Genomic DNA, 14,766 nt, shown 5'->3' with positions numbered 1-14,766 from the left:
CGTGACGTCGCCTGCCCGGACCCGGGCCGGAGATCAGGCCTGGCGCGCCCAGGGCTCCCACTTGCTCGCGTGGTGCTCGGCGTCGACGAACCGGACGGTGCCGGACTTCGAGCGCATGACGATCGACTGGGTCTTGACCCGGTCCTTCGAGTAGCGCACGCCCCGGAGCAGGTCGCCGTCGGTGATGCCCGTCGCGGCGAAGTAGCAGTTGTCGCTCTTCACGAGATCGTTGGTCGTGAGGACGCGGTCGAGGTCGTGGCCGGCGTCGAGTGCCTTCTGCTTCTCCTCGTCGCTCGTGGGCCACAGGCGGCCCTGGATGACGCCGCCGAGGGACTTGATGGCGCAGGCCGCGACGATGCCCTCGGGCGTGCCGCCGATGCCCATGAGCGCGTCGACGCCCGTGCCGGAGCGGGCGGCCGCGATCGCGCCCGCGACGTCGCCGTCCAGGATGAACTTCGTGCGGGCGCCGGCCGCGCGGATCTCCTCGACGAGCGGCTTGTGCCGGTCGCGGTCGAGGATGCACACGTTGATCTGGTTGACCTTGACGCCCTTGGCCTTCGCGATGAGGTGCAGGTTCTGCTTGACGGGGAGGCGGAGGTCGACGAGGTCGGCGGCCTCCGGCCCGGTGACGAGCTTCTCCATGTAGAACACCGCGGACGGGTCGAACATCGCGCCGCGTTCCGCGACCGCGAGGACCGCGAGGGCGTTGTTGATGCCGAGGGCGGTCAGTCGCGTTCCGTCGATCGGGTCGACGGCGACGTCGACCTCAGGGCCGGTACCGTCGCCCACACGCTCCCCGTTGTAGAGCATCGGGGCCTCGTCCTTCTCCCCCTCGCCGATCACGACGACGCCGTTGAAGTGGACCGTGTGGAGGAAAGAGCGCATCGCGTCGACCGCGGCGCCGTCGGCCTTGTTCTTGTCGCCGAAGCCCACCCAGTGGCCGCCCGCGATGGCGGCAGCCTCGGTGACGCGCACGAGTTCGAGCGCGAGGTTCCGATCCGGCTCGTCTGCTCCCACGGTCAGAGCGCTGGAAAGGGTCGAGTACTGGCTGACGTTCGGCTCAGGGGACACAGTGACCTCTTCTTCGAGTCGGATTTGCTTCGATCATAGTCTGCGGGCTGCGCTCGAGGACTGCGATGACCGCGGTCACATGCGCGCAAATGTGACCGCGCGCCGTCGCCCGCCCTTCGGCCGGCGGCGCCGCCGGCGTCTCGGCCCACCGCCCGCGTCTCGGCCCCCCGCCCGCGTCTCGGCCCGCCGCCCGCGTCTCGGCCCCCCGCCCGCGTCTCGGCCCGCCGCCCGCGTCTCGGCCCGCCGCCGGCGTGCGGGACAATAGAACAGTGAGCAGCACGCATGAAGAATCTCCCTCCGCCTCCTTCAAGCCGGTCCTGACGCCCGCCGCCGCGAAGCGCGCGAATGCGTCCGTCATCGGCATGATCATGGCGCTGGCCGTCTCGCTGCTCGTCCTCCTCCCTGTCGTCCTCTTGAGCGCGACCCCACAGAACCCCGTGAAGCGGCCCACTGTCGATGTCTCGGCCGTCGCCTCGGACGCGAAGGGCGTCGCGGGCTTCTCCCCCGCCGCCCCTGCGCTGCCCGCGGACTATTCGGCGAACTACGCGCGGTGGGAAGGCGGCGCTGCCGACGGCGTCGCCCATTGGGACGTCGGGTGGGTGACGCCGAAGCAGCAGTTCGTCTCGATCGTCCAGACCGCCTCGGCGAACCCGACCTGGATCGCCCAGCAGGTCAAGCAGGCGCCCAAGACTGGGACGCGGAGCGTGGGAGGAGTCGAGTGGACGCTCTACGACAAGCCCGGCGTCGAGAAGAGCTACGTGGCGGCGATCGGCGCGACAACCGTGATCGTGAGCGGTTCCGCCGACTTCGCCGAGTTCGACGCCGTGGCGTCGGCCATCGCCGCGACAGCCCACTGAGGCGACGCCCCGCCGTCGTCATTCCGGCCCTCGCCCCGTCATGTGACGCGTCGGGCGCCGAGGGTAGAACGGGTGGTCTACAGTGGGAGCCGTGCCTGCATCCATGAGCCCTGCCGAGGCCTGGCGAACGCTGCGCGAGGGAAACCAGCGCTTTGTCGACGGGACGTCGAGCCATCCCAATCAGGACTCGTTCCGCCGCAGCGAGCTCGTCTCGACCCAGAACCCGTTCTGCGTGATCTTCGGCTGCTCCGACTCGCGTCTCGCGGCCGAGATCATCTTCGACCTCGGACTCGGCGACGCGTTCGTCGTGCGCTCGGCGGGCCAGGTCATCGACGAGGCGGTCCTCGGGTCCCTCGAGTACGCGATCGACCCGCTTGAGGTCCCCCTCATCGTGATCCTCGGGCACGACAGCTGCGGAGCGGTGATGGCCACGATCGACTCCTACACGACGGGAACCATGCCCCAAGGCTTCGTCCGGGACCTCGTCGAGCGCATCATGCCCTCGGTCATCACGGCGCAGCGCAACGGCGTCACGGACGTCAACGAGACGGTCGTCGAACATGTCAAGCAAACCGGAAAGAGGCTGCTCGAGACCTCGCAGGTCATCGCCCGGGCCGTCCACGAGGGCCGCACGGCCGTGCTCGGCGTGTGCTACCGCCTCGGGGAAGGCAAGGCCGAGCTCGTGTCCGGCATCGGGAACGTCTAGCGCGCACCCGGTTCGGAGCCTCCGCGGCGGGGGTCTAATCTGGGTGCCATGACTGACTCTGCCGCGCAGGATTCTGCCGACTACCGAATCGAACACGACACGATGGGCGAGGTCCGTGTGCCGGCCAACGCCCTGTATCGCGCCCAGACCCAGCGTGCCGTCGAGAACTTCCCGATCTCGGGCAAGACGCTCGAGCGCAAGCACATCGAGGCGCTTGCCCGCGTCAAGAAGGCGGCGGCCCGCGCCAACGAAGAGCTCGGCGTGATCGACGGAGATCTCGCCGATGCGATCGCCGAGGCCGCAGACCGCGTCGCGGCCGGCGAGTTCGACGCGCACTTCCCCATCGACGTCTTCCAGACGGGCTCCGGCACATCCTCGAACATGAACATGAACGAGGTCCTCGCCGAGCTCGCAAGCCGGGCTCTCGAGGAGAAGGGGATCGACAAGGTCGTCCACCCGAACGACCACGTCAACGCCTCGCAGTCCTCGAACGACGTCTTCCCGACCTCGGTCCACGTCGCCGCCACGAACGCGCTCCTCAACGACCTCATCCCCGCGCTCACGCATCTGGCGTCCGCGTTCAGCCGCAAGGCGGACGAGTTCAAGGACGTCGTGAAGTCGGGCCGCACGCACCTTATGGACGCGACGCCCGTGACGCTCGGCCAGGAGTTCTCCGGCTACGAGGCCCAGATGCGCTACGGCATCGAGCGCATCGAGGCCTCGCTTCCGCGCGTCGCGGAGGTCCCGCTGGGCGGCACGGCCGTGGGCACGGGCATCAACACGCCGGCTGGCTTCCCGCAGCGGGTCATCGCGTTCCTCGCGCAGGACACGGCGCTGCCGATCACCGAGGCGCGCAACCACTTCGAGGCGCAGGCGAACCGCGACGGCCTCATCGAGGCGTCGGGCCAGCTGCGCACGATCGCCTACTCGCTCATGAAGATCTGCAACGACCTCCGCTGGATGGGCTCAGGCCCGAACACGGGCCTCGGCGAGATCGCGATCCCGGACCTCCAGCCGGGCTCGTCGATCATGCCGGGCAAGGTCAACCCCGTCATCTGCGAGGCCGCCATCATGGTCGCCGCGCAGGTGATCGGCAACGACACGACGATCGCGCTCTCCTCGACGAACGGTGCGTTCGAGCTCAACGTCGGCATTCCAGTCATGGCCGCGAACCTGCTCGAGTCGATTCGCCTCCTGTCCAACACGGCGCGCGTCGTCGCGGACAAGATGGTGGACGGCATCTCCGCGAATGTCGATCGCGCGCGCTTCCTCGCCGAGGCCTCGCCGTCGATTGTGACGCCGCTCAACAAGTTCATTGGCTACGAGAACGCGGCCAAGATCGCGAAGAAGGCCGTCAAGGAGGGCCTCACGATCCGCGAGGCCACGCTCGCCCTCGGATACGTCGACCGCGACGAGCTCACGCTCGAGCAGCTCGACAAGGCGCTCGACGTCACGACGATGACAGGCCCGAAGGCGTAGTCGGCCAAGCTCCCAGCGGGGAGGCTCCCAGCTGGGGGCCTCCCCGGTTTCGCGCCCCGCCAGGCTCCCCAGCTTCACCGCCGAGCTCCCCACCTTCCGCGTCACGGAGCGCGCCCCCGCCGGCGTGTCGCGAGAATCCGCCGGCGTGTCGCGCCGTCGTACGCCGTAGGGCTGGGGAGCTCGGCGCAAAGGCTGGGGAAGTTGGCCAGCCAACGCAGGTAGCCTAGAGCCCGTGCCCACCCCAGATTTCATTCTCACGCTGCGCGACATGATCGGCGTCCACCCGCTGTGGCTTCCCGGCGTCAAGGCGGTCGTGACGGACGACGGCGGCCGGCTGCTCCTCGTGCGCCGCGCCGACACCGGCCGATGGACCGTTCCCGCGGGGATCGTCGAGCCGGGCGAGGAGCCCGCCGCGACCGCCGTCCGCGAAGTGTTCGAGGAGACCGGCGTGCATGTGGCCGTCACGCACGTCGCGGGTGTCGGGACGACGGCGCCCGTCATCTACCCGAATGGCGACCACGCGCAGTATCTCGACGTCGTCATGGCCTGCGCGTATCTGAACGGCGAGGCCCGCGTGAACGACGACGAGAACCTCGAGGTCGCGTGGTTCGACGCCAGCGAGCTCCCCGACATGCCGCCGCTGCACCGCCGGGCCATCGAATGGGCCCTCGACCCGGAGCGGAGAGCGCATTTCGTGGCCGACTCCGCCTGAGTTCAGGGCCCGCCTGAGTTCCTAAGGCCCCTGTGTGTCGGGATCAAGGGGTCCGCGTGGGGGACGAGCGGGGCTGACACGTGGACCCGCCGTGGCCTCCCGTGACGGGGGCGTGCTGCCCTCCCCCGCCCGTTCCGGTTCCTTCGTCGGCTCCGTGGCCGCCTGAGCCGTGACCCCCACCGCCACCGTGGCCTCCGCCGCCACCGCCGCCCTTCGCGAGAACGTCGACGGCGGCGTGGGCACAGGCGCCCGGGTCGCATGCGACCAGCCCGCCGGTCATGAGCAGGCCCGCAAGGACCAGGGCGGTGCCGCGCGCGAAAGTGTTCATGGCTCAGGCCGCCGGCAATACGAGCACGAGCGCGGCGCCGACCAGCATGAACGGCCCGAACGGGATGGCCGTCTTTCCGGTTCCGCGACGCAGGAGGATGAGTCCGAGGCCGAAGAGCCCGCCCATAAGGAACGCCGCAGCGGTCCCCCAGAGCACGTGCTCCCAGCTCAGGTAGCCCAGATACAGGCCGAGCACGCCCGCGAGCTTGACGTCGCCGAAACCCATCCCCGCGGGATACGCAATGCGCAGAACGAAATAAAGGACCCACAGCACGACGCCGCCGCCGAACACCCGGACGACGGCGGGTATGTCGAGCCCGCCGCCCCCGATGAGCGCGGCGACCGCGAGCGGCACCGCCATCCAATAGCTCGGCAGGACGATGCGGTTCGGCAGGAGATGACTCCGGACGTCGATGACGACGAGCCTCGCGGCCATCCAGACGTAGTACGCAAGGCTCGCTACAACCAGCCAGAACGCGAGAGGGTTCGCGCTCCACAGCTCGGGCAATCGGACGATCACTCTTGGACCCTATCCGACGGAGTGAGATCTGACGCCGAACCGCGAACCGCCGCGCATGCCGGGCTGGCCTACGCTAGCGTGGCGCCATGACCCTCGACGACGTCTGGCCGCTCTTTGGCATCACGCTCGCCACGCCTCGCCTCGTCCTGCGGCCCGTGCGCGACGAGGACCTCCCACACGTCGTCGAGGCCATCGCCTCGGGTCTGCACGATCCTGCCCGCACGCCCTTTGCCGCTCCGTGGGCCGATGCGCCCGCCGATGAGCTCCCGCTCAACACCGCTCGCTGGATCTGGCAGCAGCGCTCCGGGACCTCGCCCGAAAAATGGACCGTCGCCTTCGGCATCTGGACGCACGACGGCGCGCTTCTCGGCGTCCAGGACGTCGCCGCGAAGAACTTCCCGGCCCTCAGGACGGTTGAGACGGGGTCCTGGCTGCGGCAGAGCGAACAGGGACAGGGCGTTGGCACCGAGATGCGGGTCGCCGTCCTCCTGTGGGCCTTCGACCACCTCGGCGCCGAGGTCGCGATGACTAGCGCGTACGAGTGGAATGCCGCATCGCTCGGCGTGAGCCGCCGGCTCGGGTACGCGCCCAACGGCGAGGGGCGGCACTCGCCGCGGCCCGGCGTCGTCGAACGCGAACTCCGCTTCCGGCTCGCGCGCGAGGACTTCAAGCGCCCCGATTGGCAGCTTACGGTCAGCGGCGCGGAAGCGGCCGCCGCCTTCCTCGGCGTGCCCAGCAAGGGAGCCAAGGACGACGGCGGCCGGTTGCCTGCCGAAGGTGACCTCTGAGTCTTAGATCTCGGCGCGCTCGAGAAGCTCGGTCACGAGGGCCGCAATCGGCGAGCGCTCCGAGCGCGTGAGCGTGATGTGCCCGAAGAGCGGGTGGCCCTTGAGCGTCTCGACGACGGCCGCGATGCCGTCATGGCGGCCGACGCGGAGGTTGTCGCGCTGGGCGACGTCGTGCGTGAGGACGATCTTCGAGTTCTGGCCCATGCGGCTCATGACCGTGAGAAGAACGTTCTTCTCGAGGGACTGCGCCTCGTCGACGATCACGAAGGAGTCGTGAAGCGAGCGCCCGCGGATGTGCGTGAGGGGCAGGACCTCGAGCATGCCCCGGTCCATGACCTCGTCGATGACGTCCGTGCTCGTGACCGCACCGAGCGTGTCGAACACCGCCTGGCCCCACGGGTTCATCTTCTCGGCCTCGGTGCCCGGGAGGTAGCCCAGCTCCTGGCCGCCCACGGCGTAGAGCGGTCGGAACACGACCACCTTCTTGTGCTCGCGGCGCTCCATGACGGCCTCGAGGCCCGCGCACAGCGCGAGCGCCGACTTGCCGGTTCCCGCCTTGCCGCCCAGCGAGACGATGCCGACAGCCGGGTCCATGAGGAGGTCGATCGCGAGCCGCTGCTCGGCCGAACGCCCGTGGAGCCCGAAGATGTCGCGGTCGCCCCGCACGAGCCGCACCTGCTTGTCCGCCCCGACGCGGCCGAGCGCCGAGCCGCGCGGCGAGATGATCACGAGCCCCGTGTTGACGGGCATCTCGGCGGCCTCGGGCATGAAGACGGGCTCGTGGCCGTACAGGGTGGCGACCTCTTCCTCGCCCGCCTCGATCTCCGCGACGCCAGTCCAGCCGGAGTCGACGATCTGCTCGTTGCGGTACTCGTCGGCAGCCAGGCCCATCGCGGAGGCCTTGACGCGCATGGGGAGGTCCTTCGAGACGACCGTGACGGAACGGCCCTCGTTGGCGAGGTTCTTCGCGACGGCGAGGATCCGTGCGTCGTTCTCGCCGCTGCGGAAGCCTGCGGGGAGCACCTCAGCGGAGATGTGGTTGAGCTCGACGACGAGCGTGCCGCCCACGGTGCCGAGGGGAATCGGAGTCCCGAGGCTCCCGTGCTCAACGCGGAGGTCATCGAGGAGCCGCAGCGCCTTGCGCGCGAAGTAGCCGAGTTCGGGGTCGTGCCGCTTGCCCTCGAGTTCGGTGATCACGACGACGGGGATCACGACCTCATGCTCGGCGAAGCGCAGAAGGGCCCTCGGATCGGAGAGCAGCACAGAGGTGTCCAGCACGTAGGTGCGGCGGCCCTCCGCGGCGGTGGGCTCTTCGGGCAGTACTCCAGTGGTCGTCACGTCGACTCCAGCCCCCGGGATTCCCCGGCATCTCCAGTTCCTGCCGGCTCGGCCGCGAGGCCGGTACCGGCCTCCTGGAGCTGCTGCAACGCAACGCCCATACTCGGCCTCCCCGCTCGGGTGGCGGTTGCCTCCCGATGGCGTCAATCTACGCCGCTAGAGATGACGGGCGGGTTACGTCTGAGGGAGTGTCGGGTAAATCACAGGAATGTAATTTGTGACCGTGGTCACGCGCCGAAGCGGCGCTGCCGGCCGGCGTAATCGCGCAGGGCGCGGAGGAAGTCGACGCGGCGAAACGCGGGCCAGAGCGCCTCGCAGAAGTAGAACTCGCTGTACGCGCTCTGCCACATGAGGAAGCCCGAGAGCCGCTGTTCGCCCGACGTGCGGATCACCAGATCGGGATCAGGCTGGCCCGCCGTGTAGAGGAAGCGCGAGATGTCGTCCACGTCGAGCCGCTCGGCGAGCTCGCCGATGTCTTCGCCGCGGGAGAGGGCGTCGCGCAGGAGCTCGCGCACGGCATCCACGATCTCGCGCCGGCCGCCGTAGCCCACGGCGACGTTGACGTGGAGGGGCTCCGACGGGCTCGGCTTCGCGGTGAGGCGCGCGAGCCGGTCGGCGAGGTGGTCTGGAAGGAGCTCGGGGACGCCCATCGCATGGACGGAGACCGTGGGGTCCTCGTCAAGCCGATCGAGCGTTTCGGCGATGATGTCGGTGAGCTCCTTGAGCTCGTCGCTCGAGCGGTTCATGTTGTCCGTCGAGAGCATGTAGAGCGTCACGACGCGGATGCCCAGCTCGCGGCACCAGCCGAGGAATTCGTGGATCTTGTCGGCGCCGGCCCGGTGGCCCTGGCTCGACGGCGCATTGAACTGACGGGCCCAGCGGCGGTTGCCATCGACCATGACGCCAATGTGACGCGGGATGCTGTCCGGCCGGAGCTCACGCGCAAGACGTCGCTCGTAGTAGCCGTACAGGAATCCTGGCAAGTCCATGGTCGTCTCCCGCCTCACTCGAGGACAGCCTATCGTCGCGCGGATCGCTCCGGCCCCTCCGAGAACGGAGCGAGCGGGTGGTCGAGGGCGTCCTCGAGGAATGCCGTCATCTGCTCCGCCGGGAGTGGCCTGCTGAAGTGGTAGCCCTGGCCGGCGTCCGCGCCGAGCTCGGCGACGACGAGGGCCTGCTCGGCGGTCTCGATGCCCTCCATGACCACCGAGAGCCCGCACGCCTCGACGAGCCGCAGGACGGCCCCGAGGAATCGCCGCTGCGCGGGGTCCTCCGCCACGTCGCCGAGGAGCGAGCGGTCGATCTTCACGCGGTTCACGGGGAGCCTGCGGAGGTAGCTGATCGACGAATAGCCGGTCCCGAAGTCGTCGATGTCAAGGCCGACCCCGAGCCGGCGGAGGCCCAGGAGCGAGTAGGTGTCCACGTCGTCGCCCGCGACGAAGGATGCCTCGGTGATCTCGAGGACGAGCGCGCCGGCGGGCACCCCGGCCTCGCTGAGCGCGCGCCGCACGCCGTCGATGTACTCGAGGTGCGCCAGCTGCGACGCCGTGATGTTGACGCTCACGCTGAAGTCCGGCTCGAGAGGGAGGTCACGCAGCCACGTGCGGGTCTGGGCGAGCGCCGTGGTGAGCACGTGGTGGTCGAGCTCCCCGGCGATGCCGAGCTCCTCGGCGAGAGGCAGGAACTCGTCAGGCCGGATGGGCCCGAGGGCGGGATGGGCCCAGCGCGCGAGCGCCTCGACGCCCTGCACCCGGCCCGTCTTGAGGCTCACGATCGGCTGATACGCGACGGTGAGCGCACCCTCCCGCACCGCCTCGGCGAGGTCGCTGCTGAGCCGGTGGCGGACCTCGAGGGCGTCGAGCATGAAAGGTTCGAAGAGTTTGAGCTTGCCGCGGCCGCCCGCCTTCGCTGCCTCGAGGGCTACTCCCGCGGTCGCGATGACCTCCTCGGCGCCCTCCCCGGCGTCGGCCGTCCGAGCGCCGACACTCACGCTCAGGAGGGGCCGCGTGAGACCGCATTCGACGCCGCGTGCGCGGCCTTGGATTCCCAGCGCTACGCGCCGGGCCTCGTTCGCGTCGGCGCGGCGGAGGAGGACTGCGAACTCGTCCTGGCCGGAGCGCAGCACGAGGCCGTTCTCCCCCACGAACTCCGTGAGCGTGCGCTGGACCTCGTCCAGGACCAGATCGGCCTGGGCCTGGCCAAGGTTGTAGGTGATCCGGGGGTAAGCGTCGAGGCTTACGAGGAGCAGGGCGCGACCGTCGGGACCTTCTTGGTCCGGCGCGCGCCCGTGCTCGAGGTCAGGCTGCAGGAGCCGCTCAACTTCGAGCGTCAGGCCCCGCCGGTTGTCGGGCCAGATGAGCGGAGCCGCCAAGATCCAGTACTTCCCATTCACTCGTGCCACAGTCCGGACCGAGGAGCCCGACCGTTACCTCAGGAAACGTTAGAGGCCGCCTCGCCCGCGAGGCAAACCTGCCGCGCCTGGCCAGGTTCGCTCGGGTCGGAGCCGAAGCGCCGCACGAGTTCCTCGGCGCTCATGGGCCCGCCGATGAGCTCTCCTCGGACGGCGTCGCAGCCGAGCTCGCGCAGCAGTCGGAGCTGGGGTGCACGGGTCGCCCCAGAGGCCATGACCCGGAGCCCGAGGGCGTGGCCAGTGTTGACGATCCCGGAGAAAATGGCGGCGTCCGCGTGGCTCGAGTCGATGTGCGCCACGAGGTCCGACGTCACCTTCAGCATCGTGAACGGGAGCGCCCTGAGGACCGCGATCGTGCCGTGCTCGCTCCCGTAGCCATCGAGCCCCACGTCCACACCGGCGTCGCGCAGCTCTGCGAGCTGGGCTTTCGCGTGGGCCATGTCGGAGAGTGCGAACCGCCCGCCGACGTCGATCCGCAGCCCCTCGCCGTCCAGCTCGTGGGCCGCGAGCGCGGCCTTGACGTCCGCCGCGAGCTGCCCGCCGGCGAGCCACGTCGGGACGGTCCGCAGCCCGACCCGCCACGCGTGGCCATCGCGACGCCATGCGGCGGCCTGCGCACACACCTCGTCGAGAATCCGCAGCGCGATAGGGGCCAGCTGACCGCTCCGCTCCGCCACCGGGAGAAACTCGTGGGGTTCGACGCTTCCGAGCTCGGGATCGTCCCAATGGAGCACCGCTTGGACGCTCGTGCAGCGGTGGCTTGCGAGGTCCAGGATCGGTTCATACCGGACCGTGAGGGTCCCATCCTCGAGGGCGCCGAGGAACCGCCGCCGAATCTGCGCAAGCCGCGCGAACGGGTTGCCCGCCTGGCCATCGAGTCGCTGGACCCGCTGCTTACCGAGCTGCTTGCCGGTCAGCATCGCCCCGTCCGCGTGGCGGAGCAGGACGTCGAGGGGGCCGAGCTCCTCGTCCCACGCGATGTCCCGCGCCATCGCGAGGCCGATCGTCGCTGAAAGCGCCAGGGCGTGCTCGCCGTGGACCATCGGCTCTTGGGCGGCCTCGAGGACGCGCTCGGCGACCTTCTCGGCGTCGGCCTCGTCGATGTCGGCGAGGAGGGCCACGAATTCGTCGCCGCCGAGCCGGACGGCGGCGTCCTCGATCCGGAGGCATTCGCGCAGCCTCCGGCCGAACTCGACGAGGACCGCATTGCCCGCATCGTGCCCATGGGTGTCGTTGACCGCCTTGAAGTGGTCCAGATCGATGTAGAGGAGCGCAGTCCGGTCCGGGTTGGACCGGGCCAGAACCGCGGGCCCCTCCTCGTCGAGCCAACGCCGGTTCGGCAGCCCCGTGAGGTCGTCGTGCCATGCCGCGTGCCGGAAGGAGTGCGCGAGCGCCTCGAAGATCTCAGAGACGCTCACCACCTTGGGCCCGTCAGAGGCGAGCATGAGCAGATCGTCGTAGCGGACTTCCTCGGGGCGGCCCAGGGCGATCTTCGCGGCCTCATCGAGGCTCATGCCGGGCCGGCACACCACGCGATACTCGGGCAAGAGCTGACCCGCGGTTCGGCGGGCGTTGAGGGCGCGCCCATAGCCCAGACGGCCCGAGAGGTGGGTCTCCACGAGCCGGCGCGTCAACAGGACGAGCTGGCGCGGTCCGTCCTGAACCGCAACGGCTCGCAGCGCTGGATCCATCCGGAACATGCCGTCAACGGTGCCGACCGGGGTGTCTGCGGGAACGGTCGGGATGTCAGTTCCCAGCCGGTCGATGGTCGCGGCCATCGCTGGGAACCGGCGGTTGGCCCGACGGTCCTTCAGGTGGCTAGCCCTGTCCACGGCGAATTCCAAAGCCAAGGTGTACGGATTGCAACCCACCGGTCTGTCCCTCGCCGCAGCGCGGCAGAACACCCCGGAGCTCGGTGCGCCTTCGAGCCAATCGGACACGCTCCTGTAGTCGGGCTCGCGCTCGGTTCCGGGCACACACTGGTCACCCGGCGGCGAGGCGTGAGGCCGTCGGCAAAGCCATCCATGGGGTCAGCTGCGAGGGGCTCTCCCCTCGGCCGGCGCATCCCAGCGCCAGCACTAGCCCAAAGTGTATCGGGAAATCCAGTCAACCTTGTACATGTCCAATCTCACACCGAAATGCCGATACCCTTGATCCGTGCGCACGGACTGGTTCCAACGGCTGGTTGGGCTACTCATCTTCCTGACCGTCAGCGGGGCGGCGGCCCTGCTGTGGTGGGCGGTGTCCGCAAGCCACCCGCCGAGGTTCTGGTCGCCGGTCGAGGTCACGGTCGCCGGGATCTGGAAGGTCCTGTACGACGCCGACGCCCCGAGCACTCAGGTCATCCTCATGGCCGCGGCGACGTCGGCACTCCTCGGCGCGGGCGTCGCCCTGCTCGAGCGCTACGTTGCCGACCGCTACCGCCGGTCGAGCGTCCACCTCCCCTCGCGCCCTCTCGCGCCGAAGGTCATCATGGCGGCGACGCGGGGAATCTTCGCCGGTGAGGTCACCGTGACCGTCCTCATCCCGGCACACAACGAGCAGGCCTCGCTGCCGCAGACGCTCGCCTCGCTCGCCCGGCAGACCCGCCGGCCGGACCGCGTCATCGTCGTCGCCGACAACTGCACCGACGGCACCGTAGACGTGGCCCGGGACGCGGGGGCCGAGGTCTTCGAGACCGTGGGCAACACGGAGAAGAAGGGTGGCGCGCTCAACCAGATCCTGCGGCTCATCCTCCCCCACCAACGCGACAACGACGTCGTCATGGTCATGGACGCCGACACGATGCTCGGCCCGCGCTTCCTGGCCACGGCGGCAAGCCGCTTCTCCGACGACCGCGCCCTCATGGCCGTGGGCGGCCTCTTCTTCGGCGAGTCTGGCCCCGGGCTAATCCGGCAGTTCCAGCGGAGCGAGTACGTTCGCTATTCACGCGACATCCGGCGCCGCAACGGCCGCGTCTTCGTCCTCACGGGAACGGCGTCGATCTTCCGCCCAGCCGGGCTGCGCGCCGTCGCAAGCAGCCGTGGCGTTCAGATCCCGGGCCGGACCGGGGACGTCTACGACACGGCGGCCCTCACCGAGGACAACGAGCTCACGATCGCCATCAAGTCGCTCGGCGGGCTCATGATCTCGCCGGCCGAATGCACGGTCGTGACGGAGCTCATGCCCTCGTGGCGCACGCTCTGGGCGCAGCGGCTGCGCTGGCAGCGCGGCGCGCTCGAGAACCTCGGCGCCTACGGCGTGACGCCCCAGACCACCCGCTACTGGGCGCAACAGATCGGCATTGGGTACAGCGTGATCGCGCTGGGCTCCTACCTGCTGCTCATGGCGCTCATGGCGCTCTCACTCGACACGTGGGTGTGGTTCCCGTTCTGGCTGAGTCTCGGATCGCTCTTCGCCCTCGAGCGCGTGTTGACGGCGTGGGCCGGAGGATGGAGCGCGAGGCTCCTCGCCGCACTGATCCTCCCGGAGCTGCTGTACGACATGTTTCTCAACGTCGTCTACGTCAAAGGCATCGTCGACATCACGCGCGGCCGCCAGGCCACGTGGACCCACCTCACCCAGACGTCCCAGGTCGCACCGCCGCAGAAAGAGCCGGTGGTCCGATGACGCACCTCCTGGCCCCGCTCCACGGGATCGCGGACCAGGGGATCCTCTTCCCCCAGGAACTCCTGCAGAGCGAGGCGTTCAACGTCCTCGCAACGTTCGTGGCCATCAACACGCTCCTGTACGGGACACTCGCCGTAGCCAAGATCCTCCCGCGGCCCCGCCTGCCCCGACGCCGTCGGTACACGCGCCGCGAGACCCGCAGCATCTACCCCGACGGGCCGATCTAGCCAACCTACCCTCAGGTAACTTACCAAACCGTAAGTTAGACTGGGCGAATGCAGCAGAACGTGCTCTCGCGCACCGAGCTCCTGGCCCTCAAACCGTCATGGCGGGGCTGGATCCACGCCGCCTCGACGCCGATCGCCCTCGCGGCGGGCATCGTCCTCATCGCCCTCGCGCCGGGCGCGGACCGCAAGGTCGCCTGCGCAATCTACGCGCTCACGGGGCTCACACTCTTCTCGGTGTCCGCCGTCTACCACCGGGGCAACTGGTCGCCTCGCGTCAAGGCGGTGCTCAAGCGCATCGACCACGCGAACATCATGCTCGTCATCGCGGGCACGTACACCCCGCTCTCGTGGGTGCTCCTCCCCCGCGACAGTGGCATCCTCCTGCTAGCCCTCGTCTGGTCAGGTGCCGTGCTCGGCATCCTGTTCCGCGTCCTGTGGGTCCGGGCTCCGCGCTGGCTCTACGTGCCCATCTACGTCGCCCTCGGGTGCGCGGCATTCCTGTTCCTGCCCAAGTTCTTCGCCGCGAGCATCCCCGCCGCGATCCTCATCTGCGCGGGCGGCGCCCTCTACATCGCGGGCGCGGTGTTCTACGGGATCCGCCGACCGAACTTCAGCTGGCGCCACTTCGGCTTCCACGAGTTCTTCCACGCGTTCACGGTCGGCGGCTTCACGGCGCACTACATCGCGATCATGTTCGCCGTGCTCGCGACGCCCGCCTGAGG

At 69.4% G+C, this 14,766-nt stretch carries 15 protein-coding genes; 8 read left to right on the top strand and 7 right to left on the bottom strand.

Features of this window, described 5'->3' with window-relative positions; genetic code table 11:
• Positions 1-33: 33 nt before the first annotated feature.
• Entirely contained in the window at positions 34-1,071 is a 1,038-nt protein-coding gene (glpX, locus tag RBS12_RS15320) for a class II fructose-bisphosphatase (protein WP_307966995.1), read from the bottom strand.
• 269 nt (positions 1,072-1,340) lie between these two features.
• Between glpX and RBS12_RS15315 the strand changes: the two genes are divergently transcribed.
• The 4 genes from RBS12_RS15315 to RBS12_RS15300 all read left to right on the top strand — a co-directional run bounded on the left by RBS12_RS15315 (position 1,341) and on the right by RBS12_RS15300 (position 4,825).
• Positions 1,341-1,928, top strand: coding sequence for a DUF4245 domain-containing protein (locus tag RBS12_RS15315; RefSeq protein WP_307966994.1), 588 nt, complete (start codon positions 1,341-1,343; stop codon positions 1,926-1,928).
• A 103-nt stretch (positions 1,929-2,031) separates the two neighbouring features.
• Positions 2,032-2,634 (top strand): carbonic anhydrase, encoded by a 603-nt coding sequence (locus RBS12_RS15310; RefSeq protein ID WP_373886535.1) that lies wholly within the window; start codon positions 2,032-2,034, stop codon positions 2,632-2,634.
• A gap of 48 nt (positions 2,635-2,682) precedes the next feature.
• Positions 2,683-4,113 carry a class II fumarate hydratase gene (locus RBS12_RS15305; RefSeq protein ID WP_307966992.1) on the top strand — a complete coding sequence of 477 codons (1,431 nt, stop codon included), beginning with the start codon at positions 2,683-2,685 and terminating at the stop codon, positions 4,111-4,113.
• Positions 4,114-4,345: 232 nt separating this feature from the next.
• Positions 4,346-4,825, top strand: coding sequence for an NUDIX domain-containing protein (locus RBS12_RS15300; RefSeq protein ID WP_307966991.1), 480 nt, complete (start codon positions 4,346-4,348; stop codon positions 4,823-4,825).
• A 43-nt stretch (positions 4,826-4,868) separates the two neighbouring features.
• Here the strand turns inward: RBS12_RS15300 and RBS12_RS15295 are convergent, their stop codons facing one another.
• Positions 4,869-5,153 carry a hypothetical protein gene (locus tag RBS12_RS15295; protein ID WP_307966990.1) on the bottom strand — a complete coding sequence of 95 codons (285 nt, stop codon included), beginning with the start codon at positions 5,151-5,153 and terminating at the stop codon, positions 4,869-4,871.
• A gap of 3 nt (positions 5,154-5,156) precedes the next feature.
• Positions 5,157-5,672 carry an A24 family peptidase gene (locus tag RBS12_RS15290; RefSeq protein WP_307966989.1) on the bottom strand — a complete coding sequence of 172 codons (516 nt, stop codon included), beginning with the start codon at positions 5,670-5,672 and terminating at the stop codon, positions 5,157-5,159.
• 86 nt (positions 5,673-5,758) lie between these two features.
• Between RBS12_RS15290 and RBS12_RS15285 the strand changes: the two genes are divergently transcribed.
• Complete coding sequence (locus RBS12_RS15285; protein WP_307966988.1) at positions 5,759-6,460, top strand: GNAT family protein; 702 nt, start codon at positions 5,759-5,761, stop codon at positions 6,458-6,460.
• A gap of 3 nt (positions 6,461-6,463) precedes the next feature.
• On the opposite strand, the gene RBS12_RS15280 is transcribed toward RBS12_RS15285, so the two are convergent.
• From RBS12_RS15280 to RBS12_RS15265, 4 genes are all read right to left on the bottom strand, one after another.
• Positions 6,464-7,798, bottom strand: coding sequence for a PhoH family protein (locus tag RBS12_RS15280; RefSeq protein ID WP_307966987.1), 1,335 nt, complete (start codon positions 7,796-7,798; stop codon positions 6,464-6,466).
• Between the two features lie 227 nt (positions 7,799-8,025).
• The gene (locus RBS12_RS15275; RefSeq protein ID WP_307966986.1) at positions 8,026-8,787 is read right to left on the bottom strand and encodes an isoprenyl transferase; all 762 of its coding nucleotides are present in this window, start codon (positions 8,785-8,787) and stop codon (positions 8,026-8,028) included.
• Between the two features lie 29 nt (positions 8,788-8,816).
• Positions 8,817-10,190, bottom strand: coding sequence for a GGDEF domain-containing phosphodiesterase (locus tag RBS12_RS15270; RefSeq protein ID WP_307966985.1), 1,374 nt, complete (start codon positions 10,188-10,190; stop codon positions 8,817-8,819).
• Between the two features lie 38 nt (positions 10,191-10,228).
• Positions 10,229-12,040, bottom strand: a complete 1,812-nt coding sequence (locus RBS12_RS15265; protein ID WP_307966984.1) for an EAL domain-containing protein — start codon at positions 12,038-12,040, stop codon at positions 10,229-10,231.
• Between the two features lie 325 nt (positions 12,041-12,365).
• Here RBS12_RS15265 and RBS12_RS15260 point away from each other — a divergent pair, with 325 nt between their 5' ends.
• From RBS12_RS15260 to RBS12_RS15250, 3 genes are read left to right on the top strand one after another with little or no spacing between them, the layout of a single operon-like run.
• Positions 12,366-13,817 carry a glycosyltransferase family 2 protein gene (locus tag RBS12_RS15260; protein ID WP_307966983.1) on the top strand — a complete coding sequence of 484 codons (1,452 nt, stop codon included), beginning with the start codon at positions 12,366-12,368 and terminating at the stop codon, positions 13,815-13,817.
• Positions 13,814-14,044 carry a hypothetical protein gene (locus RBS12_RS15255; RefSeq protein ID WP_307966982.1) on the top strand — a complete coding sequence of 77 codons (231 nt, stop codon included), beginning with the start codon at positions 13,814-13,816 and terminating at the stop codon, positions 14,042-14,044. The genes RBS12_RS15260 and RBS12_RS15255 overlap by 4 nt, the downstream gene beginning before the upstream one ends.
• A gap of 48 nt (positions 14,045-14,092) precedes the next feature.
• Positions 14,093-14,764, top strand: coding sequence for a hemolysin III family protein (locus RBS12_RS15250; protein ID WP_307966981.1), 672 nt, complete (start codon positions 14,093-14,095; stop codon positions 14,762-14,764).
• Positions 14,765-14,766 lie beyond the last annotated feature (2 nt).

The organism is Sinomonas sp. ASV322, from assembly GCF_030908245.1.
Lineage (GTDB): Bacteria > Actinomycetota > Actinomycetes > Actinomycetales > Micrococcaceae > Sinomonas.
Note: the sequence above shows the minus strand (reverse complement) of the source record. Positions and strands in the feature narration are given on the sequence as shown.

Bases quoted from the DNA above. Each gene is read 5' to 3' on its own strand.
- RBS12_RS15275 (WP_307966986.1), bottom strand. From the start codon at position 8,787: ATGGACTTGCCAGGATTCCTGTACGGCTACTACGAGCGACGTCTTGCG.
- RBS12_RS15285 (WP_307966988.1), top strand. From the start codon at position 5,759: ATGACCCTCGACGACGTCTGGCCGCTCTTTGGCATCACGCTCGCCACG.
- RBS12_RS15310 (WP_373886535.1), top strand. From the start codon at position 2,032: ATGAGCCCTGCCGAGGCCTGGCGAACGCTGCGCGAGGGAAACCAGCGC.
- RBS12_RS15305 (WP_307966992.1), top strand. From the start codon at position 2,683: ATGACTGACTCTGCCGCGCAGGATTCTGCCGACTACCGAATCGAACAC.
- RBS12_RS15255 (WP_307966982.1), top strand. From the start codon at position 13,814: ATGACGCACCTCCTGGCCCCGCTCCACGGGATCGCGGACCAGGGGATC.
- RBS12_RS15250 (WP_307966981.1), top strand. From the start codon at position 14,093: ATGCAGCAGAACGTGCTCTCGCGCACCGAGCTCCTGGCCCTCAAACCG.
- RBS12_RS15295 (WP_307966990.1), bottom strand. From the start codon at position 5,153: ATGAACACTTTCGCGCGCGGCACCGCCCTGGTCCTTGCGGGCCTGCTC.